The 24,547-nt window shown below is 70.1% G+C and carries 24 protein-coding genes, 2 tRNA genes and 2 pseudogenes; 12 read left to right on the top strand and 16 right to left on the bottom strand.

What is annotated here, in order from left to right; all coding sequences use genetic code 11:
• Nucleotides 1-181 precede the first annotated feature (181 nt).
• The gene (locus tag ACIRPU_RS16995; protein WP_403867501.1) at nucleotides 182-1,093 is read left to right on the top strand and encodes an RNA polymerase sigma factor SigF; all 912 of its coding nucleotides are present in this window, start codon (nucleotides 182-184) and stop codon (nucleotides 1,091-1,093) included.
• 54 nt (nucleotides 1,094-1,147) lie between these two features.
• The gene (locus ACIRPU_RS17000; protein ID WP_403867504.1) at nucleotides 1,148-1,933 is read left to right on the top strand and encodes a hypothetical protein; all 786 of its coding nucleotides are present in this window, start codon (nucleotides 1,148-1,150) and stop codon (nucleotides 1,931-1,933) included.
• A gap of 128 nt (nucleotides 1,934-2,061) precedes the next feature.
• Here ACIRPU_RS17000 and ACIRPU_RS17005 read toward each other — a convergent pair whose 3' ends face one another.
• Complete coding sequence (locus ACIRPU_RS17005) at nucleotides 2,062-2,259, bottom strand: hypothetical protein (RefSeq protein ID WP_054242212.1); 198 nt, start codon at nucleotides 2,257-2,259, stop codon at nucleotides 2,062-2,064.
• 545 nt (nucleotides 2,260-2,804) lie between these two features.
• Here ACIRPU_RS17005 and ACIRPU_RS17010 point away from each other — a divergent pair.
• The 4 genes from ACIRPU_RS17010 to ACIRPU_RS17025 all read left to right on the top strand — a co-directional run bounded on the left by ACIRPU_RS17010 (nucleotide 2,805) and on the right by ACIRPU_RS17025 (nucleotide 7,387).
• The gene (locus ACIRPU_RS17010) at nucleotides 2,805-3,332 is read left to right on the top strand and encodes a MarR family winged helix-turn-helix transcriptional regulator (RefSeq protein ID WP_384113261.1); all 528 of its coding nucleotides are present in this window, start codon (nucleotides 2,805-2,807) and stop codon (nucleotides 3,330-3,332) included.
• A gap of 13 nt (nucleotides 3,333-3,345) precedes the next feature.
• Nucleotides 3,346-5,928, top strand: coding sequence for an MFS transporter (locus ACIRPU_RS17015; RefSeq protein WP_403867507.1), 2,583 nt, complete (start codon nucleotides 3,346-3,348; stop codon nucleotides 5,926-5,928).
• A 117-nt stretch (nucleotides 5,929-6,045) separates the two neighbouring features.
• On the top strand, nucleotides 6,046-6,867 hold the full coding sequence (locus ACIRPU_RS17020; protein WP_403867510.1) for a YceI family protein: 822 nt from the start codon (nucleotides 6,046-6,048) through the stop codon (nucleotides 6,865-6,867).
• Nucleotides 6,868-6,916: 49 nt separating this feature from the next.
• Nucleotides 6,917-7,387: a PPOX class F420-dependent oxidoreductase gene (locus tag ACIRPU_RS17025; RefSeq protein ID WP_384113253.1), complete on the top strand. Its 471-nt coding sequence runs from the start codon at nucleotides 6,917-6,919 to the stop codon at nucleotides 7,385-7,387.
• 211 nt (nucleotides 7,388-7,598) lie between these two features.
• Here ACIRPU_RS17025 and ACIRPU_RS17030 read toward each other — a convergent pair whose 3' ends face one another.
• The 9 genes from ACIRPU_RS17030 to ACIRPU_RS17070 form a co-directional block, all read right to left on the bottom strand.
• On the bottom strand, nucleotides 7,599-8,363 hold the full coding sequence (locus tag ACIRPU_RS17030; protein ID WP_403867513.1) for a TetR/AcrR family transcriptional regulator: 765 nt from the start codon (nucleotides 8,361-8,363) through the stop codon (nucleotides 7,599-7,601).
• 135 nt (nucleotides 8,364-8,498) lie between these two features.
• Nucleotides 8,499-9,992 carry an MFS transporter gene (locus ACIRPU_RS17035; protein WP_403867516.1) on the bottom strand — a complete coding sequence of 498 codons (1,494 nt, stop codon included), beginning with the start codon at nucleotides 9,990-9,992 and terminating at the stop codon, nucleotides 8,499-8,501.
• A gap of 192 nt (nucleotides 9,993-10,184) precedes the next feature.
• On the bottom strand, nucleotides 10,185-12,413 hold the full coding sequence (locus ACIRPU_RS17040; RefSeq protein ID WP_403867519.1) for a glycosyltransferase family 39 protein: 2,229 nt from the start codon (nucleotides 12,411-12,413) through the stop codon (nucleotides 10,185-10,187).
• A complete protein-coding gene (locus tag ACIRPU_RS17045) occupies nucleotides 12,410-14,008 on the bottom strand; it encodes a glycosyltransferase (protein ID WP_403867522.1) in 1,599 nt (532 codons plus the stop codon). The genes ACIRPU_RS17040 and ACIRPU_RS17045 overlap by 4 nt, the downstream gene beginning before the upstream one ends.
• Nucleotides 14,009-14,022: 14 nt before the next feature.
• Nucleotides 14,023-15,639 carry an ATP-binding protein gene (locus ACIRPU_RS17050; RefSeq protein ID WP_403867525.1) on the bottom strand — a complete coding sequence of 539 codons (1,617 nt, stop codon included), beginning with the start codon at nucleotides 15,637-15,639 and terminating at the stop codon, nucleotides 14,023-14,025.
• The gene (locus tag ACIRPU_RS17055; RefSeq protein WP_020131327.1) at nucleotides 15,636-16,376 is read right to left on the bottom strand and encodes a response regulator transcription factor; all 741 of its coding nucleotides are present in this window, start codon (nucleotides 16,374-16,376) and stop codon (nucleotides 15,636-15,638) included. The genes ACIRPU_RS17050 and ACIRPU_RS17055 overlap by 4 nt, the downstream gene beginning before the upstream one ends.
• Before the next feature lie 156 nt (nucleotides 16,377-16,532).
• Entirely contained in the window at nucleotides 16,533-16,907 is a 375-nt protein-coding gene (locus tag ACIRPU_RS17060; protein ID WP_403867529.1) for an antibiotic biosynthesis monooxygenase family protein, read from the bottom strand.
• 113 nt (nucleotides 16,908-17,020) lie between these two features.
• Entirely contained in the window at nucleotides 17,021-17,896 is an 876-nt protein-coding gene (locus ACIRPU_RS17065; protein ID WP_403867532.1) for a DUF2797 domain-containing protein, read from the bottom strand.
• Nucleotides 17,817-18,242 (bottom strand): HGxxPAAW family protein, encoded by a 426-nt coding sequence (locus ACIRPU_RS17070; protein ID WP_403867535.1) that lies wholly within the window; start codon nucleotides 18,240-18,242, stop codon nucleotides 17,817-17,819. The genes ACIRPU_RS17065 and ACIRPU_RS17070 overlap by 80 nt, the downstream gene beginning before the upstream one ends.
• 235 nt (nucleotides 18,243-18,477) lie before the next feature.
• On the opposite strand from ACIRPU_RS17070, the gene ACIRPU_RS17075 reads away from it, so the two are divergent.
• Nucleotides 18,478-18,975 carry a MarR family winged helix-turn-helix transcriptional regulator gene (locus tag ACIRPU_RS17075; RefSeq protein WP_403867538.1) on the top strand — a complete coding sequence of 166 codons (498 nt, stop codon included), beginning with the start codon at nucleotides 18,478-18,480 and terminating at the stop codon, nucleotides 18,973-18,975.
• A gap of 79 nt (nucleotides 18,976-19,054) precedes the next feature.
• On the opposite strand, the gene ACIRPU_RS17080 is transcribed toward ACIRPU_RS17075, so the two are convergent.
• From ACIRPU_RS17080 to ACIRPU_RS17090, 3 genes and pseudogenes are all read right to left on the bottom strand, one after another.
• The gene (locus ACIRPU_RS17080) at nucleotides 19,055-19,426 is read right to left on the bottom strand and encodes a VOC family protein (RefSeq protein ID WP_403867541.1); all 372 of its coding nucleotides are present in this window, start codon (nucleotides 19,424-19,426) and stop codon (nucleotides 19,055-19,057) included.
• A 112-nt stretch (nucleotides 19,427-19,538) separates the two neighbouring features.
• Complete coding sequence (locus ACIRPU_RS17085) at nucleotides 19,539-20,312, bottom strand: DUF2637 domain-containing protein (protein ID WP_403867543.1); 774 nt, start codon at nucleotides 20,310-20,312, stop codon at nucleotides 19,539-19,541.
• Between the two features lie 513 nt (nucleotides 20,313-20,825).
• Nucleotides 20,826-20,954, bottom strand: a pseudogene (locus ACIRPU_RS17090) (DUF5959 family protein); the annotation flags it as partial.
• A 468-nt stretch (nucleotides 20,955-21,422) separates the two neighbouring features.
• On the opposite strand from ACIRPU_RS17090, the gene ACIRPU_RS17095 reads away from it, so the two are divergent.
• On the top strand, nucleotides 21,423-21,545 hold the full coding sequence (locus ACIRPU_RS17095; RefSeq protein WP_403867546.1) for a hypothetical protein: 123 nt from the start codon (nucleotides 21,423-21,425) through the stop codon (nucleotides 21,543-21,545).
• A gap of 67 nt (nucleotides 21,546-21,612) precedes the next feature.
• A complete protein-coding gene (locus ACIRPU_RS17100) occupies nucleotides 21,613-21,876 on the top strand; it encodes a hypothetical protein (protein WP_403867549.1) in 264 nt (87 codons plus the stop codon).
• A 364-nt stretch (nucleotides 21,877-22,240) separates the two neighbouring features.
• Here the strand turns inward: ACIRPU_RS17100 and ACIRPU_RS17105 are convergent.
• A pseudogene (locus ACIRPU_RS17105) lies at nucleotides 22,241-22,557 on the bottom strand (hypothetical protein); the annotation flags it as partial.
• 8 nt (nucleotides 22,558-22,565) lie between these two features.
• Between ACIRPU_RS17105 and ACIRPU_RS17110 the strand changes: the two are divergent.
• A complete protein-coding gene (locus ACIRPU_RS17110) occupies nucleotides 22,566-22,709 on the top strand; it encodes a hypothetical protein (RefSeq protein WP_403867552.1) in 144 nt (47 codons plus the stop codon).
• A gap of 167 nt (nucleotides 22,710-22,876) precedes the next feature.
• Nucleotides 22,877-23,176 (top strand): hypothetical protein, encoded by a 300-nt coding sequence (locus ACIRPU_RS17115; protein ID WP_326581064.1) that lies wholly within the window; start codon nucleotides 22,877-22,879, stop codon nucleotides 23,174-23,176.
• A 154-nt stretch (nucleotides 23,177-23,330) separates the two neighbouring features.
• Here the strand turns inward: ACIRPU_RS17115 and ACIRPU_RS17120 are convergent.
• Nucleotides 23,331-23,403: transfer RNA gene (locus ACIRPU_RS17120), tRNA-Arg, on the bottom strand.
• Between the two features lie 204 nt (nucleotides 23,404-23,607).
• Nucleotides 23,608-23,698: transfer RNA gene (locus tag ACIRPU_RS17125), tRNA-Ser, on the bottom strand.
• Nucleotides 23,699-23,854: 156 nt separating this feature from the next.
• Here ACIRPU_RS17125 and ACIRPU_RS17130 point away from each other — a divergent pair.
• Nucleotides 23,855-24,382 carry an SSI family serine proteinase inhibitor gene (locus ACIRPU_RS17130; protein WP_403867555.1) on the top strand — a complete coding sequence of 176 codons (528 nt, stop codon included), beginning with the start codon at nucleotides 23,855-23,857 and terminating at the stop codon, nucleotides 24,380-24,382.
• The last annotated feature ends 165 nt before the right edge of the window (nucleotides 24,383-24,547 follow it).

Raw genomic sequence — 24,547 nt, forward strand, 5'->3', positions numbered from 1 at the left:
CCCTCTTTCCAGGGCTGATTCGTCACTCACATGTCGACATGTCACTACAGCGTGTTGCCGACATGTGACATTCTGCCGGAAGCGCGTTTGCCGGGGCTTCGGCGCCGGTATTCAGGTGAAGGCTGACGTTCCTCAAGCGGGAATGTTCGCCGCGACCGTCCCGCGACCCAAAGGGGGTGGCATGTCCGCAGATCAGGGCAGCTCGAAGGTGCTCACGCTCACTATGAGCGAGTCAGCGCCCAACGCGCCCGTCGAGCCCGCCGTGCTCGACGTGCTCGACGACGTCACGGCCCCCGAGGCCGCTCCGGCCCCGGTTCCCACGACCCCAGGGGCCATCGACACCCGCACCCTGTCCCGCTCCCTGTTCCTGCGACTGGCCACCCTCGCCGAGGACAGCCCCGAGCGCATGTACGTCCGGGACACCCTCATCGAGCTCAACCTCCCCCTCGTGCGCTACGCGGCGGCCCGCTTCCGCTCGCGCAACGAACCGATGGAGGACATCGTCCAGGTCGGCACCATCGGCCTGATCAAGGCGATCGACCGCTTCGACTGCGAACGGGGCGTGGAGTTCCCGACGTTCGCCATGCCGACGGTCGTGGGCGAGATCAAGCGCTTCTTCCGCGACACCTCGTGGTCGGTGCGCGTGCCCCGCCGCCTCCAGGAACTGCGCCTGGCCCTCACCAAGGCCAGCGACGAGCTGTCCCAGAAGCTGGACCGCTCCCCGACGGTCGCCGAACTCGCCGCGGTACTGGGCGTGTCCGAGGAGGACGTCGTCGACGGCCTCGCGGTCGGCAACGCCTACACGGCCTCCTCGCTGGACTCCCCGGCTCCGGAGGACGACGGCGGCGAGGGCTCCCTGGCCGACCGCCTCGGCTACGAGGACACGGCGCTGGAGGGCGTGGAGTACCGCGAGTCGCTGAAGCCGCTGCTGGCCAAGCTCCCGCCCCGCGAGCGCCGCATCATCATGCTGCGCTTCTTCGCCAACATGACCCAGTCCCAGATCGGCGAGGAGGTCGGCATCTCCCAGATGCACGTCTCCCGCCTCCTGACCCGGACCCTGGCGCAGCTGCGCGAGGGCCTGATCTCCGACTGACCGGACTCGGGCAGAGGACTTCCCTCCTGACGGAGCGTCAGTGACACTGGCGCGATGCGAAGTCCGACACGGGCACGTGGCCGCCGGGGCGCCTTATGGGGCGCGTCGGCGGCCGCCGTCGTGGTGGCGGCGGGTCTGCTGGCCGGCTGCGGGGGAGACGGGCACCCGGGCGGCTACGTCGCCATCGGCGGAGCGGGCGACACGGCGGTCCCGGATACGCGTACGGGCGACTCGACGGATCCGACGGGCGGTGTGCGGCTCGTCCCGCTGGACGACGAGAGCGGCTCTCCCGCGAACCAGACCGGCCCGGGGGCCTCGGCCGGCGAAACGGCCGGAAACGGCTCGAGGGGCACAGCGGGAGGCGGCGCCGGGTCCGGCACCCCGTCTACCGCCGCCCCGGGTGTCACAGGCGTCACGGGGGTTCCTGGCGCCTCGGAATCGCCGGGCGCCGAGGACGGCTCCTCCGCGGGCGGCACACCCCCGGACACCCCCTCACCGGCACCCACGGCCCCGCCGAGCACGGCGCCCGCCGGACCGGCCTCGCTCGCCGTGAGCGATCCCGTCCGCGCAGGTACGGATCAGCGGTGGTGCGAGGAGGTGACCCTCACGTTCCTCAACTCCGGTGGCACCGCGGTGGGTTCCGGCACGGTCACCTTCGGGACCCATGTCGTCGACACGCTCGGCATCGACTGGGCGACCCGTGAGTCGACGGCCGCGCTCCCGACGCCGATCGCCGCGGGAGCGCGCAGGGAGAAGACCTGGACGGTCTGCGTCGACGCGTGGCGGGTGCCGCTGGGCATGCACATCGAGACGCGGGACGTGTCGGTTCGGTGGGAGTGAGCGGGCGGCACCGGGCATCCATGGACCGGGCACACGAAGAGACGGGGGCGTGCGCGCCGAGCCCGCCGTGACGCACGGCGGCTGACGCGCTCGGTCACCCCGTCACCCCGTCCGGTGCGGGCGGGCGGTTACTTCAGCGCCAGCCAGGCGACCGCCGCGACGATCACGACCGCGGCGACGATGCCGACGATCAGGCCGATGCGAGGCCCGGACTGCGTGGGAGCCGGCTGGGCGGCCCGGGGGGCGCCGTCGTCGACGAACGCGCGGAACATCTGGGTGCTGCCGGCGGGGTCGTGGTTGCCCTGGGGGCCCTGCGTGTTAGCCATGGGCCGAGACACTAGCGAAAATGCGCGGGGCGGCCCAAGTGGGGGTGGAAGTCCGGACGACCGGCACCCTCCGCGCGCGACCGGCCACTTGAGGCCCGAGGCCCACCCGCCGCCCTCGTCGGCCGCCTTGCCGGGCACATCGTCGTCCATCCCGACGGCTGTCCCGCCAGCCATCCCGACGGGCACCTCGCCGGCTGCCTTGCCGGGCATCCGGAGGTCACGTCGCGGGTCGTCGGCCGGGGGAATCGCCGTGCACCCGAAGCGGCTCGGGCCCGTACCGGCCGCCCGCATGCCCGTGCCCCTGCGCCCCTGCGCCCCGGCGGTACCGACCCCGTCCGACAGCGACCGATCGCGCCCCGGACGGTGACCGCCCCGCCCTAGCGGCGACCGCCCCGCCCGGACCTGGTCTCGCAATGCCCTCACCTGCATATTTACCACCGCAATACTTGCCTTTGCCAACTTTTTGCGGGCCTCACCGGTCTTTTATTTGCCTGCAGCAACCAACCGCTCCTATGGTTGCCCTAAGCAACAACTTGGGAGGTGTGATGGCAGGGCAGGCGCAGTACGAGGAGCTGGCGCGTCAGCTCAGTGCCGTCGGGGCCGTGAAGCGTGACCTCGGGCGGATTCTGCCGCCCGACTGTTCCGCGGGCTCGGCCGGCGTGCTGGCACTCCTCGGCCGCCATGGCGACATGCGCATGAGCGCTCTCTCCGAGCTGCTCGCCGTCGACATGTCCGTGACCAGCCGACACGCCGCGCACCTCGCCGACCGGGGCTGGATCGAACGCTCCCCCGACCCGGCGGACAAGCGCTCCCGCATCCTGCACCTCACGCCCGAGGGCCACGCGATGCTCGTCGAGCTGTCCCGCCGGAGCACCGAGCTGCTGGCGGAACGGCTCGGCGACTGGACCGACGCGGAGGTCGGCCGGCTGATCGCCCTGCTGACCCGACTGCGCGCCAGCTTCGGCGAGTGCCGGACGGTCACGCACCGGCCGCCGGCCCCGCCCGCGCCGCCGCCTCCCGTTCCCGTAAGCGAACAGACACAGACCACCCGTACACCCGCACAAGCAACATAGGAAAAGGAAGCCCATGGCAACGACCACACCAGCCGGTGTGCGGGCTCACGCGAAGCACGGCGGAGGGTCCCACGGCTCCGCCGAGGCCACTCCGATGACCCACCGGCAGATCATGGAGGCCCTCTCCGGGCTGCTGCTCGGGATGTTCGTGGCGATCCTCTCGTCCACGATCGTCTCGAACGCCCTGCCGGAGATCATCGGCGACCTCGGCGGCGGCCAGTCCGCCTACACCTGGGTCGTGACCGCCACCCTGCTGTCGATGACGGCGACCACCCCGCTCTGGGGCAAGCTCGCCGACCTGTACCCCAAGAAGGCGCTCGTCCAGATAGCGCTCGTCATCTATGTGCTCGGGTCCGCGGCCGCCGGTCTCTCGCAGAACCCCGGCATGCTGATCGCCTGCCGTGTCGTGCAGGGCGTCGGCGTCGGCGGTCTGTCCGCCCTCGCGCAGATCGTCATGGCGGCGATGATCTCCCCGCGTGAGCGCGGCCGTTACTCCGGCTACCTCGGCGCGACCTTCGCCGTCGCCACCGTCGGCGGTCCGCTGCTCGGCGGTGTCATCACCGACACCAGCTGGCTCGGCTGGCGCTGGTGCTTCTACGTCGGGGTCCCCTTCGCCGTCATCGCGCTGATCGTGCTCCAGAAGACCCTGCATCTGCCCACGGTGAAGCGGGACGTGAAGGTCGACTGGGCCGGCGCGTTCTTCATCTCCGCCGCGGTGTCGCTGCTGCTGGTCTGGGTCACCTTCGCCGGTGACAAGTACGACTGGCTGTCGTGGCAGACGTACGCGATGGTCGCGGGCTCGATCGCGCTCGGGCTGATCTTCGTGCTCGTCGAGTCGAAGGCCACCGAGCCGATCATCCCGCTGCGACTCTTCCGCAACCGCACCATCACCCTGTCCTCCATCGCCTCGATGTTCGTCGGCGTCGCGATGTTCTCCGGCACGGTGTTCTTCGCCCAGTACTTCCAGCTGGCCCGGGACAAGTCCCCGACCATGTCGGGTGTCATGACGATCCCGATGATCGGCGGACTGTTCATCTCCTCCACCGTCTCCGGGCAGTTCATCACCAAGACCGGCAAGTGGAAGGTCTGGCTGGTCAGCGGTGGTGTGCTCATCACGGCGGGCCTCGGTCTGCTGGGCACCATCCGCTACGACACGGACTACTGGAAGACCGCTGTCTTCATGGCCCTGCTGGGCCTCGGCGTCGGCATGATGATGCAGAACCTGGTGCTCTCGACGCAGAACCAGGTCGAGCCGAAGGACCTCGGTTCCGCCAGCTCCACGGTCACCTTCTTCCGGTCCCTGGGCGGTGCGATGGGCGTCTCGGCGCTGGGCGCCGTCATGGCCAACCGGATCACCGACTACGCCAAGGACGGCATCACCGACCTCGGCCCCAAGTACGCCTCCCTCGCCTCCGGTTCGGACTCCTCCAGCATCCCGGACATGGACAAGCTGCCCGCGCCGCTGCGCACGGTCATGGAGAGCGCGTACGGCCACGGCATCGCGGACGTCTTCCTGATCGCGTCCGTCCTGGCGCTGCTCGCCTTCCTGATCACCCTGTTCATCAAGGAGGTCCCGCTGCGGACCAAGGGCGCGCTGGCGCAGGCGGCCTCGACGGAGGCGGAGACCGGGGCCACGGCCACGGCGTCCTCTACGGCTGCGGGTGTGGCTGCGGGTGCGGCTGCGGCTACGGCCGCGGTCACGGCTCCCGCCGAGGAGCACGTCCCCAGCTGGGCGGTCGCCGACTCGGCTGCCGAGCCCGGCCGGGAGGCCGGACCCCAGGGCACGCAGCGGCTCGCCGCCGTCGCCACGGCCGAACCCCTCCAGGCGCCCTCGGGCGGCATCCCGGTGCACGGCTTCGTCCGCGGCGCGGAGAGCGCGCCCGTCCCGCAGGCCGCCGTCACGCTGATCTCGCTCGCCGGACGCCAGCTCGGCCGTTCGGTCGCGCAGGCCGACGGCTCCTACGGGCTGGACGCGCCGGGCACGGGTTCGTACGTGCTGATCGCCTCCGCCGACGGTTTCCAGCCGCAGGCCTCCACGATCGTCGTGAACGGCGAGCCGGTCGCGTACGACATCCTGCTCAGCGGGACCAGCGGACTCAGCGGTGTCGTACGCGCCGCCGAGTCGGGTGAGGTCGTCAAGGACGCGATGGTGATCGTCACCGATGTGCGCGGCGATCTGCTGGCCACCGCGGCCACCGGTGAGCAGGGCGAGTTCTCCTTCGCCGAGCTGGTGCCGGGCGCCGTGACCGTCGCGGTGAACGCCGTCGGGTTCCGGCCGCGCGCCCTGCCCGTCGAGATCGGCGCGACGGGCGTGACCCGCGCGGAGGTCGTCCTCGACGCGGGCGCCCAGCTCCAGGGAGTCGTCCGGGCGCCGTACGGTCCGCTGGCCGACGCGCGCGTGACGCTCGTGGACGCGGCGGGCAACGTGGTCGGCACCGCCACCACCGGGGTGGACGGGGCGTACGCCTTCGCCGACCTCGACGGCGGCGAGTACACGGTCATCGCGACCGGCTACCCGCCGGTGGCCACCGCGCTGACCGTGGCGGGCGCCGGAGTCGACGGCCACGACATCGAACTCGCCCACCCCGGCGAGTAGTTCCGACTAGTTATGAATAGTTCCAACTAGTTCGGCTAGTTCCGACAGTTATCGGCTCCGGCCCGGTGCGGGCGTTCGCCCCGCACCGGGCCGGTTCCAGTTCGAGGAGTACATGAGATGGGACTGACCGCGAAGATCCGTACGCGGGACGGGTGGGCCGTGTCGCACGCGGTCGTCACGGTGACCGACACGGCGGGCGGCCAGGTGCTGCGCGCCGAGGCCGACGCGGAAGGAGCCGTACGGGACACGACCGTGCTCGCGCCGGGGGCGTACACCGTCATCGTCACGGCCGTCGGGTACGCGCCCGCGGCCGCCAGCGCGATCGTGACGGCGAGCGGCCGCGCCGAGGTGGGGACCGTGACCCTGGCCCGGCAGGGCGGCACGGAGCTGCCCCCGCCCGGGCCCTGGACCGTCGACCCGGCGCACTCCGCCGTCGGCGCGGTCGCCCAGCACCTGGGCATCTCCAGCGTGCGCGGGCGGTTCACGGAGTTCTCCGCGGCGATCGAGGTCGCCCCGGACGACATCGCCAAGTCCCGCGTCGAGGCGGTGATCCGGGCGGCCTCCATCGACACCGGCAACGCCATGCGCGACACCCACCTGCGCTCGGCGGACTTCCTGGACGTCGAGACGTACCCGGAGATCACCTACCGCTCCAGCGGTCTGACCCCGGCGGGCCCGGACCACTGGACCGTGCACGGCGAACTGTCCCTGCACGGTGTCGCCCGCCCCGTCGAACTGGACCTCGCCTACCTGGGCACCGGCTCCGACCCCTGGGGCGGCACCCGGGCGGCCTTCCGGGCCACGGCGGAGCTGCACCGTGAGGACTTCGCGATGAACTACAACCAGGTCGTCCAGGCGGGCATCGCGGCCATCGGCACGACCCTGAAGGTGGAGCTGGACGTCCAGGCGGTGCAGGGCGACGCGCTGCCCCAGGCGTAGGCACGGCAGGGTCAGCCGGAACGGGCACCGCTGCGCCTAGGCTGACTCCATGGCACCGAACATCGCGACGAACACCAAGGTCTCCCTGGACGAGTTGCTGGACTTCGTACGGCCCCGGCACCGCGCGATCCTGCTGACCCGGCGCGCCGACGGCAGCTCCCAGGCCTCGCCGCTGACCTGCGGGGTCGACGACTCGGGGCGGATCGTCGTCTCCACCTATCCCGAGCGGGCCAAGACCCGCAACGCCAAGCGGGACGACCGGGTCGGCGTCCTCGTGCTCAGCGACGACTGGAACGGGCCGTGGGTCCAGATCGACGGCACGGCCGAGGTGATCGACACGCCCGACTCCGTCGAGCCGCTCGTGGAGTACTACCGCAACATCGCCGGTGAACACCCGGACTGGGACGAGTACCGCCAGGCCATGCTGAAGCAGGGCAAGTCGATCATCCGGGTCACACCGGACCGCTGGGGCCCGATCGCCACCGGCGGCTTCCCGGCCCGCCTGGTCACCGACCAGTAGCACCTGGGCCGCCGGGCAGGAGCCTGGAACTCGTGCCAAGGACCCCACGGGGCTGCCGGGCAACGGCCCCGGGGCCGGGGAGGCGGAGCCGTGCGGTTGGCGGGCCGGAGCCCTGCGGCTGGCGGGCCGGAGCCCTGGAGCCGGCGGACCGGAGCCCTGTGGCTGCCGGATCGTTGGTGCCCTGGGGCCGACGGGCTGGGAAGTCCGGGGGTCAGCCGCGTTTCACCATGGCCTCGATGCCTGCGATCAGCAGGTCCAGCGCGAAGGTGAAGTCGCGGCTCATCATCTCCTCGACCGTGTCGCCGCCGCGGGCCGCCATGAGGGCCTTCGACTGCTCGATGATCTCGGCGGTCTGCGGGGCGCCCGCGGTCGCGGTCATCGCCTGCCGGAAATACTCGTCCGGGGTCAGACCGGTGTCGGCGACCCGCGCGAAGAAGTGGCCCTCGATCGTGCCGTAGCCGTACACGAACTGGAAGACGGCCGAGATCGCGCCGGTGATGCCGCGCGCGGGCAGGCCGGTGCGGCAGACGACCTGCTGGACCGTACGGGAGAAGACGATCGAGTTCGGGCCGATGTTGAGGTAGTTGCCGGCCAGCGGCGACAGCCACGGGTGGCGGACCAGCAGCCCCCGGTACTCCGTGGCCAGCGTGCGCAGCTGTTCACGCCAGTCCGCGTCCTCGTCCGTCGGGTCGGGCAGCGCCGTCAGCTCGCCGAACGCGGCGTCCAGGGCGAGTTCGAGCAGGTCGTCCTTGGTGTCGACGTACCAGTACACGGACATCGCCGTCACGTTCAGCTCGGCCGCCAGCCGCCGCATGGAGAACTTGGCCAGCCCCTCCGCGTCCAGCAGCCGCACGGTGGCCTGCGTGATCCGGTCCCGGTCCAGTCCGGAGGGCTGCCCCCCGCCACGGCCGCGCCGACGCGCCTTGCCTTCCAGCCACACACTGTGATGCGCGGCGCCCCTGGCGGTCTCGGCCATGGCAAGGCACCTTCCTTCCGGTAACTGGGGAAGATGCTAGGCCGCGGCCTGCCGTGGTGGCGCGGGGGACCGTCCTGACATGCGGCTCCGCCGCCCCGGCGAGCCGCTCGGGCCCGGCGCGACGGAGCCCGCTCCTCACGGGGCGGCCGCCACCGACGGCTCCTCGTCGCGCTCCGCCCGGGTCAACAGCACCGCTGCCACCACCCCGCCCAGCAGCACGGCGGCCGCCCCTATCAGGAGGCTGACCTCCAACCCGGACGAGAACGAGTCGATCACCCGGGCCTTCTCCGCCACCGAGTTCGCCGCCGCCAGCGCGACCGGCAGGGACACCGCCGCGAACCGCGCGTTCAGCACGGCGCCGAGCACGGCGACCCCCAGCCCGGTGCCGAACTCGGCCAGCGTCCCGTTGACCCCCGCGCCCACCCCCGCCTTCGCCGGCGGGATCGAACTCATGATCGCGTACGCCATCGCCGGGCTGGCGACCGATGTCCCCGCGCCGATGAGCAGCAGCCCGATCAGCATCCCCGAGTAGCCACCGGAGGCGAGCGTGGCGATGGCCGTCAGGCCCCCCGCCACCAGCGCCATCCCCACCAGCACCGACACCGGCCCACCGAGCCTGGCCATCGCCTTCGCCGACAGTCCGGTGAAGTTGAGGGCCACCACGGTCAGCGCCAGCGGCGCGGTCCGCAGGCCGGCCTCCAACGGGCCGTAGCCGAGGACGAACTGAAGCTGCTGGGTGAGCAGGAACAGCGCGCCCCCCATGCCGAAGGTGACCAGCACCGCGCCGGCGACCGCGCCCGTGAACCGTCGGTCGCGGAAGAACGCCAGGTCGAGCATGGGATACGGGATCCTCGACTCCCAGTAGGCGAACAGGGTGAGGACGACGACCGCCAGCCCCGCGCTCACCAGGACCCGCGACGACGTCCAGCCATGCGAGGGGCCGGAGATGATCGCGAAGACCAGCGAGGTCATGCCGACGGTGGACAGGAACGCGCCGAGCAGGTCGGGACGGTCACCCCGCGGGTTCTTCGTCTCGGGGACCAGGGCGACGACGGCCACCAGGCCCAGCGCCGCCACCGGCAGGTTGATCAGGAAGATCGCGCCCCACCAGAAGTGGTTGAGCACGAAGCCGCCGATGAGCGGACCGGTCGCGAAGCCCAGCGAGTTCACCGCGGCCCAGATGCCGATCGCCTTCGGCTGCTCCTCGGACACGAAGACCTGCATCACCACGGCGAGGGTGGTGGTGAACAGCAGCGCCCCGCCCACCCCCATGCCGGCCCGCGCCGCGATCAGCTGGGCGGTGGTGTCCGAGAGGCCGGCCGCCAGGGAACCGGCGCCGAACAGCGCCAGGCCCGCGACCAGCATCTTCTTGCGGCCGTAGCGGTCGGCGGCGCTGCCGGCGGTGAGCAGCAGACCGGACTGCACCAGCGAGTACGCGTTGATCATCCACTGGATGTCGGCGGTGGTCGCGTCCAGCTCCCGGGTGAGCGAGGGGATCGCGACGTTCAGGACGGTGTTGTCGAGCAGCACGGTGAGCTGCGCGAGGCAGATGACGCCGAGGATCAGCCAGCGTTGGGGGTGTCCTTGGGAGCTGCCCTGGAGGGCCTGGAGGGACGGGGACGTAGTCATGTTCTACACCGTAGAACTACCCCCATACGCTGTACAACAGAGTTGTTCGGGACATGATCGAGTCATGAGGCGGGGAGGGATACGAGGAGCGGACACGGGGAGCGGAATCGGAGAGCCGACACGGGGAGCGGACACGAGGAAGGGCGGCGACCGTGGTCACCGCCCTTGCTCACCTGCGAAACCCGCGAAGCGTCAGCCGCTCGCCTTCTGCGTCAGGTCGTAGAAGGTGGCCGAACCGACCGTCACCTTCTTGAAGTTGGCCTCGACCCAGGTGCTGATCTGCGAGGACGTGCCGCTGCTGCTGCCGCTCATGCCGCCGCCGGAGCCACTGCTGATGAAGTAGTGGATCTTGCCGTCGGTCACGTACTGCTTGAACTGCGCCAGCGTCGGGGACGGGTCGGTGCCGTTGAAGCCGCCGATCGCCATCACCGCGTCACCCGTGGCGAGCTGGTAGCTCGCGGCGTTCTGGGAGCCGATCGCGGCCGCCGCCCAGGTGTACTCGCCGGAGTCGGCCTCCAGCAGCTTCTTGGCCTCGTCGGTGACCGAGGCGCCGTTGAGCAGGCCGCCGGCGCCGCCACCGCCGCCCATGCCGCCGTCGCCGGTCTGGCCGCCGGGGCCGCCCTGCTGGTTCTGACCCTGGCCCTGCGTGCCGCCGTTGCCGTTCTGGGTGCCGCCGTTGCCGTTCTGCTGGTTCTGGCCGGGCATGCCCCCGCCGGGGAAGCCGCCGGTGCCGCCGCCCTGCTGGTTCTGGCCCTGACCCTGGTTCTGCGTGTTGCCGTTCTGGCCGCCGCCGAAGCCGCCTCGGCCACCGCCACCGCCGCCACCCGGGCCGCCGCCGCCCATCATGCTCGCGCCGGACGGACCGGCGGTCACGATGGAACCGGTGTGGCCCTCCTGGAGCGTGCTGATGGTGTACGCCGTCGGTCCGGCCAGCGCGGCCACCAGGCCCACGGAGGCCGCCGCGAGGGCGAGCTGACGGTTGATCCGGCCCGCGAAGGTCAGGCCGAGCGCGGCGGCCAGGCCGCCGATCAGCACCAGCCACTTCAGCCAGGGCAGGTAGTCGGAGGTGCGGTTGAGCAGGACGTACGACCAGGACGCCGCCGCGACGACCGACGCCGCGAGGGTGATCGAGGCCCACAGCTCGGACCGCTTCTCCCACAGCAGACCCGCGCCCATGCCGATCACGGCCGCCAGGTAGGGAGCGAGGGCCACCGTGTAGTACTGGTGGAAGATGCCCGCCATGTAGCTGAAGACGACCATGGTGATGAGCAGCGAGCCGCCCCACACCAGGAACAGACCGCGGGTCGTCGACGTCCGCTTCAGCTTCCGCGTGGCCACCAGACCACCGGCCAGCAGGATCAGCGCGGCCGGCAGCAGCCAGGAGATCTGGCCGCCGATCTCCGAGTTGAACATCCGGTCCCAGCCGGTCTCGCCCCACTGGCCGGTGCCTCCGCCGCCACCGCCGCCGCCGACGCTGCCGGTCTCCTCGCCGTTCAGACGGCCGAGACCGTTGTAGCCGAAGGTCAGCTCCAGGAAGGAGTTGTTCTGAGAGCCGCCGATGTACGGACGGGAGGAGGCCGGCCACAGCTCGACGATCGCCACCCACCAGCCGCCGGACACGATCAGCGCGCCGGTGGCGACGGCCAGCTGGCCGAACCGCTTCTTCAGGCCCACCGGGGCGCACACCGCGTACACGATCGCCAGCGGCGGCAGGATCAGGAAGGCCTGGAGGGTCTTGGCGAGGAACGCGAATCCGATCGCGACCCCGGCCCACACGAGCCACTTCGTCCGGCCGTCCTCCAGCGCGCGGGCCACCATGTAGCAGGCCACGGCCATCAGCAGGGCCAGCATCGCGTCCGGGTTGTTGAACCGGAACATCAGCGCGGCGACCGGCGTCAGCGCCAGCACGGCGCCCGCGATCAGACCGGCCACGGCACTGAACCGGCGGCGCACCGAGGCGTACACGACGGCGACCGAGCCGACGCCCATCAGCACCTCGGGAACGAGGATCGCCCACGAGTTCAGGCCGAAGAGCCTGACCGACAGCGCCATCGGCCACAGCGAGGCCGGGGGCTTGTCGACGGTGATGGCGTTGCCCGCGTCCAGCGAGCCGAAGAACAGGGCCTTCCAGCTCTGGCTGCCGGCCTGGACGGCCGCGGAGTAGAAGGAGTTGGCGTAGCCGGAGGCGCTCAGGTTGTACAGGTAGAGCAGCAGGGTGGCGGCCAGCAGGCCGAGGAAGGCCGGGCGCGCCCAGCGGGGGTCCTCGGGGCGGCCGCGCCACAGTCTGCGATGCCAGGGCTGCTTCGGCTCACCCGATTCGGGGGCCGGGACGGCCGTCTCCCGGGCGTCGGGCTCCGTGCCGGCCGGCGCCGCGGTCGGCGGCGGATCCCAGGTCGTCGTCTGGTCGAGGTCGGTGGTCATCGGGCGTCCCCCGGGTCGGTGTCATGGGGGCGGCGCACCGGCTGCATCTGCATGGTCGCGTCCCTCCAGGTGCCGTCCGCGGCTTCGCCGGCGCGGAACTGGGTGGTCGTGTCGTGGTCGTGCGGGTGCACGACGTGCCGCTGCGGCAGCGGCTGCGTCTGGTGGTGCGCCTGGGACTGTGTCTGGGGGTGGGTCTGAGGGTGCGCCTGCGGGTGGATCTGGGGGTGCGGCACGGACGGGCCGCCGGCCTGCGGAGCGCCGGTCGGGTACGTCGGTGCGGAGGCGTGGGGGAAGGAGGCGCCGGGGGCGGAGGCACGGGGGTCGGCCGTCACGCCGTTCGTCGGCTCGTCGCCCTCGCGCCGGTCGGAGAACACCCAGACGCGGAAGAGCAGGAAGCGCAGCACGGTCGCCGCGAGGTTGGCGGCGATGAGCACCGCCAGCTCGGTGGAGTGCGCGGGACTGGACGTCGCCGTGTTCAGGGCGAAGAGCGAGCCGCTGGTCAGCGCGAGGCCGATGCCGAAGACGACCAGGCCCTGGGCCTGGTGCTTGACGGCCCCGCCGCGGCCGCGGACCCCGAAGGTGAGCCGGCGGTTGGCGGCCGTGTTGGCGACGGCCGACACCAGCAGCGCCAGCGCGTTGGCGAGCTGCGATCCGCCGAACTGCCGGAACACGGTGTAGAGCAGCAGGTAGAAGAGGGTGGAGAGGCCACCCACGACACAGAAGCCGACAAGCTGGCGGGCCAGGCCCTTGGGTACGTCCATGATGTCGCGGTCGCGGGGGTCGTCGCCGAACGGCCTGGTCAGCCGGTCCAGGGAGAGCGAACCGGTGGCCAGCGCCCGGCCCACGCGCCATACCCCCTTCAGGTCGTCCGTCGCCGTCTTCACGATGTGCACCGTGGAGTTCGGGTCGTCGACCCAGTCGACCGGCACCTCGTGGATACGGAGGCCGGCACGTTCGGCAAGCACCAGCATCTCAGTGTCGAAGAACCAGCCGGTGTCTTCCACCAGGGGGAGCAGAATCTGTGCGACATCACGCCGGATCGCCTTGAAGCCGCACTGCGCGTCCGAGAAGCGGGCCTGGAGCGAGCCGCGCAGGATGAGGTTGTAGGCGCGGCTGATGAACTCCCGCTTCGGCCCGCGCACCACGCGGGAGCTACGGGCCAGCCGGGAGCCGATGGCCAGGTCCGAGTGGCCGGAGATCAGCGGTGCCACCAGCGGCAGCAGCGCGTTGAGGTCGGTGGACAGGTCCACGTCCATGTACGCGAGGATCGGGGCGTCCGAGGCCGACCAGACGGTCCGCAGCGCACGGCCGCGGCCCTTCTGCTCGAGCCGGAAGTTCCTGACCTCCGGGATGCGCGCCTCCAGCCGCTGCGCCACCAGGGGGGTGGTGTCCGTCGACGCGTTGTCCGCGATCGTGATGCGGAAGGAGTACGGGAACGTACGCGTCAGATGGTCGTGCAGTCTCCGGACGCACGGCTGGAGGTCCTTCTCCTCGTTGTAGACGGGGATCACTACGTCCAGGACAGGCGTACCGGCTGTGGCGGCCGGGAGGTGCTCCCGCGCCGGCAGGGTGCCGGGAGAAGAGTCGGTTCGCATGGCATCGACTTTCGTCAGGCGCCCTGTTGCACCCATGTGGTGGCACTGTGGTCGACCTGTGAGTCGAGTTGCCAGTTCGTTTCGGGGGAGGGCTGGGGAACGGCGGGGGCAAGAGCAGGCAAATGCACCGTAAAGACGGTCTGACCGGGCACGCTGTCCACTGTCACGGCGCCGCCGTGCGCGGTCGCCACGGCCTGCACGATGGCGAGCCCGAGACCGGTCGAACCGGTGGTGCGGGAGCGCGCCGAATCGCCGCGGGCGAAGCGTTCGAACACATGCGGGAGCAGATCGGCCGGGATGCCCTGACCGTTGTCCTGGACGTCCACGCACAGCCACGGCCCGCGCTGCTGCACGCGTGCGGTGACGGTCGTGCCGGGCGCGGTGTGCGTCCGGGCGTTGGCGAGCAGGTTGACGAGGACCTGCTGAAGCCGGGCCGCGTCGGCGGAGACGAGCGCGGGCTCGTCGGGAAGTTCGAGGCGCCAGACGTGGTCGCGTCCGGCGGCGCGGGCGTCGCTGATGGTGTCGATGACCAGGGGGACCAGGTCGGTCTGCTCGAACTGCAAGGGGCGGCCCGCGTCGAGCCGGGCGAGCAGGAGCAGGTCCTCGACGAGGAAGGTCATCCGGCCGGCCTCGGACTCGATACGCCCGAGGGCGTGCCGCGTGTCGGGCCCGACCTCTTCCCGGCCGCGCCGGGTCAGCTCGGCGTATCCCCTGATGGAGGCCAGCGGCGTACGGAGCTCGTGGCTGGCGTCCGCGACGAACTGGCGGACCCTCATCTCGCTCTCCTGGCGGGCGTGCAGGGCGCCGTGGACGTGGTTCAGCATCCGGTTGAGCGCTGCCCCGACCTGCCCGACCTCGGTGTGCGGATCGGTCTCGGACTCCGCGACACGCTCGCTGAGGTTGACCTCGCCGGTGTGCAGGGGGAGTTCGGAGACCCGGGTGGCCGTGGCGGCGACCCGGCGGAGGGGGCGGGTGGCGACATTGACCATGACGGTGCCCGCGAGGGTGGCGGCGATGAGGCCGGCGACGGTGAGGCTGATCTCGACGAGGATCAGTGTGTCGATGGTGTTGTCGACCTCCGCCGTGGGGATCGCCACGTAGAAGCCGGAGGCGTCGTTGCTGGCGTACTTGACGCGGTAGTCGCCCAGACCGGGGATCTCCACGGTGTGCATCTTTCCGTCCTGGGAGACGGAGTTGAGTACCTTGATCTGGGCTTCCGTGAGCGCCTTGTTGCCCATCGAGAAGTCCTGCGACTTCACGCCGCGCTCGGCCTCGGTGATGGTTCCGTTCACGACCTTGGCCGCGATGGTGCTGTCCGACTGGGGGCCCTTGACCAACTGCGCGAGGTCGGCCACCTGTGCGTTGCCCTGCTGGCTGGGCGTGCCGGTGCCGTTCTTCTGCTGGTCGAGCGGTCCTCCGAAGTCGCGCGGCGCCGCACGCGCCGCGACCTCACCGAGCCGGCCGTTGAGCTGGCCGTACAGGTGGTCCCGCAGCACCAGGGTCGTGACGGTGCCGATCACCGCACAGACCACGGCGATCAGGGTGACGGACACGACGACGAGCCGCGTCCGCAGGGTGCGCGGCTGTCCCGCTCGTCTCTTCTGCGCACGCGGCCGTCGTCGTCCGCTCATGACACTGCGGGCTTGATCAGGTAACCGGCCCCACGCCGGGTGTGGATCATCGGCTCGCGTCCCGCGTCGATCTTCCGGCGCAGGTAGGAGATGTACAGCTCGACGACGTTGGCCTGGCCGCCGAAGTCGTACGACCAGACGCGGTCGAGTATCTGGGCCTTGCTGAGCACGCGCCGCGGGTTGCGCATGAGGAAGCGCAGCAGCTCGAACTCGGTGGCGGTCAGATGGATGTTGTCCCCGGCCCGCGACACCTCGTGGCTGTCCTCGTCGAGGGTGAGGTCCCCGACGACGAGCACCGAGTCGGAGCGCCGGTCGGCGGCACCGGAGCGCCGGATGAGCCCACGCAGCCGCGCCACGACCTCTTCGAGGCTGAACGGCTTGGTGACGTAGTCGTCGCCGCCCGCGGTGAGACCGGCGATACGGTCCTCGACCGCGTCCTTGGCCGTCAGGAACAGCACCGGCACCTCGGGCAGTTCACGACGCAACCGCCCCAGGACGGTCAGCCCGTCCATGTCGGGGAGCATCATGTCCAGAACGACGGCGTCGGGGCGGAACTCCCGCGCGGTCTGGATGGCGCCCGTGCCGTCTCCCGCACTCCGGATCTGCCATCCCTCATAGCGCAGGGCCATGGACAGCAGTTCGGTGATCGACAGCTCGTCGTCCACCACCAGCACTCGGACGGGGCTCCCGTCCGGCCTCAGCAGTTCGGTGCGCCCCTGGGGCGAGGTCGTGGTCATGGTGAACACCTTGGCCGGGTCCCCTGAGAGCACTCTTTCACTAATCTGTGATTTCCCTGAGAAACGCACAGGCGCCTCTCAGGCAACACCTGGGAAGCCCTTGCTTTGTATCGACTTCGAAGAGCCTTATGTCCGGTACGACATGCTGTGCGGCCCTCAGGACGCGGGCTCCGTGAGAAGCGCATGGGGCGTCCGCTCGAAGCCGTGGCTGTGTTCCACCTTGGCGATGTGCAGGCAGTACCGCTCGTACCAGTGCGCCCGTCCGTACTCCTTGGCCGCCCGGTGCTCGGCCTGCTCCCGCCACTGCTCGATCCCGTCGAGATCGCGGAAGTACGCGACGGTGATCGCGAGTCCGCCGGGAGTGCGGGCCGAGTCCTCCCCCAGGAACCCCGGGATCTCCTTCACCAGTTCGCCCAGCCGCTCGGCGGTCTCGCCGTACCCGGCGTCCCCCTCGGTGCGCAGGGAGGTGAAGACCACGGCGTAGTAAGGAGGTTGGAGTGGGGCAACAGGTGCTACACGCTGTTCGCTCATGTCACCCACGATCGGCCGGGCGCCCCGCCCGGGTCCAGCCTCCTTGCCGAAAGGGATCCCACCGGGATCCAACTCTTTACCCGGCCGGCCCCTTCACCCGCCCGCGCGGCCCCTCAGAACAGCCCGTCCTGACGATGGTCCGCCTCGACCGCGAAGTGCCGTACGGGAAAGGCGGGTTCACCGCCCGCCACCGGCACCAGCCGCCACCCCCTCATCAACCTCGTGTCGAGCACGACCACCCCGTCCGACGTGGCGAGATGCAGATCGGGCCCGGCGGCCGCCACGAGCTCCCCGCTCACCGCTCCCCCGGGGACGAGCTCGCCGATCTCCCCGAGGGCCGCCGGCGCCCCGGCCAGCCCGAACGCCCCTACGTGATCGACCGGCCGGAAGGGCGCGCGCTCCAACGACTCGGGCCAGCCGCCCAGTTCCACGGCGCGCGCGTACACCTCGCGTATCTCTTCGGCCCGTTCCTCCCGCGCTACCGGCAGCGCGGCCCGCACGGCCCGCTTCTCGGCGTACGGAATCCGGTCCGGCACCCGCAGCGCGGCCCGCAGCAGTTCCTCGGTGCGCCGGGCGGCCATCAGCGGCCCGCTGCCGAGCCAGCCGAAGCAGACGGCACCCTGCTCCAGCAGCCGTACCGAGCCCCGCTCGACCGCCGTGATCCCGACCTTGACCAGACCGGGGCCGAACCAGGCGAGGTACACGCGGTACGGGCGCGGGTCGTCGGCGACCCGGTCCGCGGCGACGGAGTGCGCCCGGTCCAGCCGCGCACACTCCTCGCACCGCCCGCCCGTGCTCCTCGCCGGCACGACCACCCGCCGGGGGCAGGCGTGCCCGCGAGCCCCCGCACACTCCCGCACGCCCCCTTCCACCACCGCGAAGGAGACCCGCTTCCCCCAGGACAACGGGCTACGACGCCCCCCGTCCCACCTCAGCTCCGGCCCCTCCGCCGACCACCGCAGCCCCGCGCACTTCCATGCCTGTGCCATCACCCACCACGGTAGGCCCAGGCACTGACACCACGGACAGACCCTTGGGCGCGCGCCCCGCGAGCCGGCATCCGGCACACCCCGGATGCCCGTCCCCAGCCCACGGATCCCGGACCCGCATCCCCCACTCCGCCCTCGGCCGCACCCCCGGCGGCTTGCCCCACCCGGCGAGATGCAGCCCCCAGGTGACCAGCGCGCCCAGCCCCACGATCACGAGCCCGCCGACGAGGAGGACCCCGGAGACGGCACACACCCCCACCCCCACCACGGCGGTCCCGACGGTCGCGATGCCGACGCCGGTCCAGCCGGCGACCGTATGCCCCTCGTCGTACAGATGACCCGCCACGCTTCCCTCACCTTCTAAGAAGTTGCAGTACTGAACCTCTTAGAGGGTAAGAGAAATCGAAAGCGGATAACAAGGACCCAGCAGAAACCGACGCCCGCCAGACCTGTAGTCCCGCAGACCTCCCGTCCCGCAAACGTCCAGTCCCGCAGCACGCAGACCCGCAGCCCGCAGACCCGCAGACCCGCAGACCCGCAGACCCGCAGACCGCTGCGCCAGGAAACAAGAGAGCCCCGAGATGCCAGCCGAGCCGACACCGCCGCACAACGGCCGCCCCGCCGCCACCCCCGCGCAAGCGCTCGCGGCGATGGACGACCTCATCGCGGCCAGCATGGTCGGCCAGCAGGAGATGGCCCAGCGCCTGAGCCTGAACGTCACCGACCTGACCTGCTTCGCCTACGTCATCCAGGCCGGCGAGAACCTCCTCACCGCCGGCGACCTCGCGACCCGCGTCCACGTCACGACGGGCGCCGTGACCGGCATCCTCAACCGCCTGGAACGCGCCGGCTATGTCACCCGCCGCCCCGACCCCGAGGACCGTCGCCGGGTCCGCGTCGCCGCGATCCCCTCCGCGGTCGCCCGCGTCCACGCCCTCTACGAGCCGTACTACGCCCGCCTCGGCGCCCTCTTCGCGGACTACTCCCCCCAGGAGACCGCCGTCCTGACGGACTGGTTCACCCGCGCCACCGCCCTGGCCAACGCCTACCGGGAGGAACTCCGCCTCCACGACAGCTGATGGCGATCAGGAGGCGCGCATACGTGCGCGGCGCGGGCGGCGCGTGGCCGCTATGGGTCGAGCGCCGGAGAGTCGGCGTCTACTGCACGAGGTTCTTCTTCGGGCGGACCACGCAGAACTCGTTCCCCTCCGGATCGGCCAGCACGGTCCACGACTCGTCGCCGCTCTGCCCCACGTCCGCCCTACGAGCGCCGAGCGCGAGGATGCGCTCGATCTCGGCCTCCCGGTCCTCCGCCGCGGAGGTCAGATCCAGGTGCAGCCGGTTCTTGACGACCTTGCGATCCGACACCGGCATGAAGCAGATCCCCACCGGGGCCGTCTCATCCGCCCCGATCACCACCTCCCGCTTTCGCTCGGACAGAATCCGCCACCCCAGCACCCCAGCCCAGAACCGGGCCAGGCCGGGCAGATCATGAGCGTCGATCACGATGTGATGCAACGAAAGAGGCATGCCGGACAGTGTCCCTCTTCTCGAACCCCACGAACAGATACGAACGGAACGAGCAGATTCGAGCAGAAACGAGAGCGCAGCGGGCAAGACGCCGATCGGCCGGACTCGGTCGCTACTGACAATGACGGCGCGTGCCCTGTTTCGGTGGCAGGGTCAAGGTGATTTGCCGGACGAGTTGCTGGAAGCACGCGAGGGACGCGAGAGCGGGCAGGGAAGCCCCGGCGATACCGGTGAAGGTCTTGTCCGCCTGTGCGACGCACAGCATTATCGCGACGGAGGAGAAGAGCAGAACGATGAACCAGGAGTGCACAGCCCGGCGCTGATGCAGAGCAGTCCGGAGGATGGAGAGAGAGGCCACCATCCAGGGGCCGTACACGAGAAGAGGCCACGACGAGACCATTCCACCTCCCGTTCCGGAGGTGATGTTCTGCAGAGGCGTGTAGGCCACCATGCCGCCGAAGACGCTGACCATCGCCACGATGACGGCAACGAGTGCGACGATGACGAAGCTGCCGGTCTGCAACCACTTTCGTCGGAATTTCCCACCTCGCATCTTCCGATGCCCCGCGGAAGAGCGTGGGGTGGGCGGCAGTTGGGCGCTGATCTGCGCCAGGCTCTCCATCGGGTCGGTGAAGTCGACGCCGGATGAGGGCTCACTGCGAGGGGGCGGCACCCTGGCCGTCTGCTCGGCCGGAACCGCAGCCTCCTGCATGAGATAGGCAAGTTCCTCGACCGGGTCCCAGCCCGCGTCGGGCGGGGTCAGGGGAACCCCTGCGTGCACGCTGTCGGCAGGTCCGCCGTTCCAGCCGGTGCCCGGCCCGTAGGAGTATGCGTCGGAATACCATTCACGCCGCACAAAAGAAGGATCTACATAGTCATGATTCATAGGAATGCGCCCGTCGGGCGTGATCCACGTGACGGCCGAAGTTCTCCTGGCCGTTCCATCGCGAATCGAGATCCTCCTGGATCGCCTCCAACAGCGCAAGGAACTCGCGAAGCAGTGGCTCGGTGGTCTGATGTTCGACCCACGCGCCGCCCCCGATCGCGGCTCCCTCTACCGCAAGCCCCGAGCTTGCCGCACCGGGCGGGAAGATGTATTTCCCTACTGCCAGATCATGGACCGCAGGCAGATTATCCGTCCTCGCGTTGCGTCGAGGCAGGCCCTGAGACCTTGCTTTCGTCATATCCCCCTAACGCCGTTCCCTCTCCTCCAGATGCGCAGCAAATGAGTGACCCTGCCGTGGTGAAATACGAGGAGAGCGTTTATTAATTAATTTCTGCGTATCCCACTCCGCACTTTATGGGCCGAGCAGGTTTTCGTCTCGAGTCCTCTCGAGTAATACATAGGATTCGCCACCGGTGGACAGGGACGGCGACGGCCCGGCCCGGGCCCGCGCGTCTACACCCCGAGCACGCGTCGCACGGCGGCCAACCGCTCTCGGGCCGCGTCGAGCCACTCGGCCCGGAGGTCGATCGGACCCCGGACGGAGATCTGGGTGCCGGGCGCGTCGTGCGCCTCGACCACGTACGGGTCCTCGACGACGAAGGTGAGGTAGGCCGTGCGTCCTTCGCTCGGCCAGTCGCCGGCGAATCCGGCTCCGCTCCCACCGACTTCCGCACCGACTTCCGCATCGGCTTCCGCATCGGCTAGTAGCCGTGCTGCGGAGCAGGAGACAGCAGTCGGACGGTGACGCTCTGCCCGCCGTCGTCCAGGACGATCAGGGCGAGCGGTTCGACGTTCTCGATCACGACTCTCCCGACAGCTGCCATCAACCGCTGCTGTACTTCACTGCTGTACGCCCCGAAACGCCGAAGGCCCCGGATCTCTCCGGGGCCTTCGGTCTGTGTGCACTCGGCAGGATTCGAACCTGCGACCGGTTGTCGCCGATGGACGTGCGCCGGTTCCTGGCGGAGGTCACGTGCGCCTCACTTCTGCTCGCGCAGGGCGTGGACGCTCGCACGATCATGGGAAACCCTCGGGCACAGCACGATCACGATGACGCTCGACACTTGTGCGCACGTGATGGGGACGACCTTGCGCGCGGCATCGGATCGGATGGACGACGTGCTTGGCCCCGACGATCTCGACAATGACGAAGTGGATGAGGCCATCGGTTGAAAGCCCGGAGTAACTCCTGGCGTGCCGCACCGTTGTGGGGTTGATCAAGTCGGGTGGACGGAATCCGATGACCCGCGACAACATGGAGGCACAGATGACCACTCCTAGCGCCGCTTGGCGGACCACTGTACGTACGACGACGGTCGCCGCATTCGCAGCGGGAATCTTCATCGTGGGTGTTGCCAGCGCCCACGCTGCCGCCGCTCCGTCCCCGGCTCCCAGCTCCGATTTTCTCGGCAGCTTGACTCAGCAGCTCGGCAACATCCTGTCGGGGATCACCAGCGGAAACGCCACCAAGACGATCCTGCCTACCGGCATCCTCGGCGGCTGAGATGGTCCATCCGGGGCCTGCTCTCAATGGGGGAAGGCCCCGGACCCTCGGAATGAGACGTGATCACCCAGCGACTTCCAAGGCGCGTTGATGTCACCCGTTGATGTCAGAGGCCCCTCAGGATCTACCGGAGGGGCCTTTGGCCTGTGTGCCCTCGGCAGGATTCGAACCTGCAACCTTCTGATCCGTAGGATCGGGCGCCGCTGCGTGAGCCGCGCCCGCCGCCCCCTGCCCCCTGCCCCCTGCCCCCTGCCCCCTGCCCCCTGCCCCCTGCCCCCTGCCCCCTGCCCCCATGCTCAGGTTAGCCAGCATGCGCGTCTGTGTGCCGACGTTGCCGTCAGAACCGCCGTCAGATCTACGGCAACTCCCTGAGGTGGCCTGACACTCGCTCCGAAGCCACCGCGGATGCGGGCTCCAGAGCTTGCGTGACGGTGTGGCACGCCTGGTCGAGCTTCCCTTGGTCCAGCTGCGTACGAGCCAGCAGAACGCGTGAAACGCCCGGCCGCGCTGGTTGGTGTGGGCTTCCCTGCGCAAGGCGTCCGCGATCAACGGTTCGGCTGTCGCTGCCTCGCCCCGTCGGCCGTGAGCAATGCCGGTGTCCACGATGAGCTTCGGCTCGTCGAAGTAGGCCACCCACGACGGGTCCGGGTCGCTCGCCTGGATCTGCTCGAACTGGCGGTGCGTAGGTCGTGGAAGCGGACCTTGCGGACGCCGGCCCGGATGGACAGCGCCTCGAAGGCTCGGCGTTCGACCGCGTCGGTGATGCCCTGAGGGGTGACGGCAGCGATCCGGACGATGACGACGGCTCGGCCGCTGCCTTCGAGGCTGTCTAGCCGCTGCTAACCAATGGATCAGGCAGGAAGCGCGCGGTCAGCTGGTGTCCGAAATGCGATCACTCGTTCGCGGGACTTCGGCATATAGGGACGATTTGGCGACAAGCCTCCCGTCGGCCGCCGAGAACGGCCAGACAATCGCACCCCTCACACTAAGGAATTCGACCATGAGCTTCATCCAGACCGGCAAGGTCGATCTGAGGTCCGACGACCCCATCGAGACGAGCGGCGGTAACACCTCGACCTTCACCCGCGTCACGTTCCCCAGCCCGTTCCCGCCAGGTTCCAACGTCGTCGTCTTCCCGCTGACCCAGACCTTCAACGGTCCGGAGACGCCGGGCATCCGCGTCCACGACGTCACCAACACGGGCTTCCTCATCCGCCTGAACGAGGTGTACGCCGGCGCCGCCAAGAGCGACGGCAAGCACACCACCGAAACCATCGGCTGGCTGGCCGCGACCGTCTGACGCACACGCTCCGGCCGGGCGCGAGCATCCCCGCTTCTGCAAGCAGACCCGGCCAGAGCACTACACGCCGACTGAGACGGTTGCCGTCAATCACTGCCGTCAACGCAAAAGCCAGAGGCCCTAAGGAGTGATCCTTAGGGCCTCTGGGCACCTGTGCACTCGGCAGGATTCGAACCTGCAACCTTCTGATCCGTAGTCAGATGCTCTATCCGTTAAGCTACGAGTGCTTGTTATTCGGTTTTTCTGTCTTCGCTCCCGGCCCTTGCGGCCCGCTCGCGGCGACAGGAAGAACATTACATGACTGCCGCCGACATGTGAAATCCGTTAGCCATACCGCTTGTGAGCTGCGAAAACGCCCTTCTGGGGGGCTTCTGGGGCTCCTGGGAAACAACGAAGCCCCGGTCGGGTGGACCGGGGCTTCGGTGATCGCGCGGAGGCGGAGGGATTTGAACCCTCGATGGGATTGAAGTCCCAAACCGCATTAGCAGTGCGGCGCCATAGACCGGACTAGGCGACGCCTCCAGCACAACCGCTCGCGTATGTGCGAGTGGTGCGTGCAGATGATGACACAGTCGAGCGGCGTGTCACCAATCGGCGTCCACGGTACTAGGCAGGTGGGCCGCAGGGCAAAGCGCTTGCCGGGCGCAACGTCGTCGAGGGCGTGGCGTTAGTCCTGTCATGTTTCAGGTCACCCCGCTCCGACGGCTCGCCGTCGCCGCCGCCGCCTGTGCCGTCGTGATCGCCTCGTCCGCCACCGGGCCGGTGACCGCGTACGCCGCCGGGACGGCCGAGGCCGTCACCGCCGTCACCCCGCACACCCCGCTCACCCCCCTCTCGCCTCCGCCCGTCCGGGAGGAGGACCAGGTCTCCGGCGATCACCTCACGGTCACCGTCCGGCACACGGGCGGCCGGGCGGACGGGACGTTCGATCTGTACTGCCACCCCGACGGCGGCAGTCACCCGGACGTGGCAAGCGCCTGTAGCGCCGTGGACCGCGACACCCGGTGGGGCAGGGACGCCTTCGCGCCCGTGCCGGACGGCGGCGTCTGCACCATGCGGTACGGCGGACCGGCCACCGCCCACGTCACGGGCCGCTGGGCCGGGCGCCCAGTCGACGCGACGTACGACCGCAGCAACGGTTGCCAGATCGAGCGGTGGGACCGGCTCGTCCCGCTGCTGCCCGACCTGCGCCCGGCCGCCCGCTGACGCCTCCGGGGGCCGGGGGCCGGTGGGTGCCCGATGCCGAGGTCGAGGTCAAGGTCGAGGCGCGTTGGGGACCGACGATGTCCCTCGCGTGTTCGTGGTCGTGCGCGTACAGGTGACACGCGGCGGAAGCACCGGTTCCGTAAAGGTCGCGCGAAGGTCCCGCGA

This window comes from Streptomyces sp. NPDC102259, from assembly GCF_044766465.1.
Taxonomy (GTDB): Bacteria; Actinomycetota; Actinomycetes; order Streptomycetales; family Streptomycetaceae; genus Streptomyces.

Excerpts from the sequence above, each read along its gene's own strand:
- ACIRPU_RS17040 (WP_403867519.1), bottom strand. The coding sequence starts at position 12,413 with ATGACCACCGACCTCGACCAGACGACGACCTGGGATCCGCCGCCGACC.
- ACIRPU_RS17045 (WP_403867522.1), bottom strand. The coding sequence starts at position 14,008 with ATGCGAACCGACTCTTCTCCCGGCACCCTGCCGGCGCGGGAGCACCTC.
- ACIRPU_RS17035 (WP_403867516.1), bottom strand. The coding sequence starts at position 9,992 with ATGACTACGTCCCCGTCCCTCCAGGCCCTCCAGGGCAGCTCCCAAGGA.
- ACIRPU_RS17005 (WP_054242212.1), bottom strand. The coding sequence starts at position 2,259 with ATGGCTAACACGCAGGGCCCCCAGGGCAACCACGACCCCGCCGGCAGC.
- ACIRPU_RS17115 (WP_326581064.1), top strand. The coding sequence starts at position 22,877 with ATGAGCTTCATCCAGACCGGCAAGGTCGATCTGAGGTCCGACGACCCC.
- ACIRPU_RS17010 (WP_384113261.1), top strand. The coding sequence starts at position 2,805 with ATGGCAGGGCAGGCGCAGTACGAGGAGCTGGCGCGTCAGCTCAGTGCC.
- ACIRPU_RS16995 (WP_403867501.1), top strand. The coding sequence starts at position 182 with ATGTCCGCAGATCAGGGCAGCTCGAAGGTGCTCACGCTCACTATGAGC.
- ACIRPU_RS17030 (WP_403867513.1), bottom strand. The coding sequence starts at position 8,363 with ATGGCCGAGACCGCCAGGGGCGCCGCGCATCACAGTGTGTGGCTGGAA.
- ACIRPU_RS17130 (WP_403867555.1), top strand. The coding sequence starts at position 23,855 with ATGTTTCAGGTCACCCCGCTCCGACGGCTCGCCGTCGCCGCCGCCGCC.
- ACIRPU_RS17015 (WP_403867507.1), top strand. The coding sequence starts at position 3,346 with ATGGCAACGACCACACCAGCCGGTGTGCGGGCTCACGCGAAGCACGGC.
- ACIRPU_RS17080 (WP_403867541.1), bottom strand. The coding sequence starts at position 19,426 with ATGCCTCTTTCGTTGCATCACATCGTGATCGACGCTCATGATCTGCCC.
- ACIRPU_RS17085 (WP_403867543.1), bottom strand. The coding sequence starts at position 20,312 with ATGAATCATGACTATGTAGATCCTTCTTTTGTGCGGCGTGAATGGTAT.
- ACIRPU_RS17025 (WP_384113253.1), top strand. The coding sequence starts at position 6,917 with ATGGCACCGAACATCGCGACGAACACCAAGGTCTCCCTGGACGAGTTG.
- ACIRPU_RS17050 (WP_403867525.1), bottom strand. The coding sequence starts at position 15,639 with ATGAGCGGACGACGACGGCCGCGTGCGCAGAAGAGACGAGCGGGACAG.
- ACIRPU_RS17000 (WP_403867504.1), top strand. The coding sequence starts at position 1,148 with ATGCGAAGTCCGACACGGGCACGTGGCCGCCGGGGCGCCTTATGGGGC.
- ACIRPU_RS17100 (WP_403867549.1), top strand. The coding sequence starts at position 21,613 with ATGACCCGCGACAACATGGAGGCACAGATGACCACTCCTAGCGCCGCT.
- ACIRPU_RS17020 (WP_403867510.1), top strand. The coding sequence starts at position 6,046 with ATGGGACTGACCGCGAAGATCCGTACGCGGGACGGGTGGGCCGTGTCG.
- ACIRPU_RS17095 (WP_403867546.1), top strand. The coding sequence starts at position 21,423 with ATGACGCTCGACACTTGTGCGCACGTGATGGGGACGACCTTGCGCGCG.
- ACIRPU_RS17055 (WP_020131327.1), bottom strand. The coding sequence starts at position 16,376 with ATGACCACGACCTCGCCCCAGGGGCGCACCGAACTGCTGAGGCCGGAC.
- ACIRPU_RS17065 (WP_403867532.1), bottom strand. The coding sequence starts at position 17,896 with ATGGCACAGGCATGGAAGTGCGCGGGGCTGCGGTGGTCGGCGGAGGGG.
- ACIRPU_RS17060 (WP_403867529.1), bottom strand. The coding sequence starts at position 16,907 with ATGAGCGAACAGCGTGTAGCACCTGTTGCCCCACTCCAACCTCCTTAC.
- ACIRPU_RS17075 (WP_403867538.1), top strand. The coding sequence starts at position 18,478 with ATGCCAGCCGAGCCGACACCGCCGCACAACGGCCGCCCCGCCGCCACC.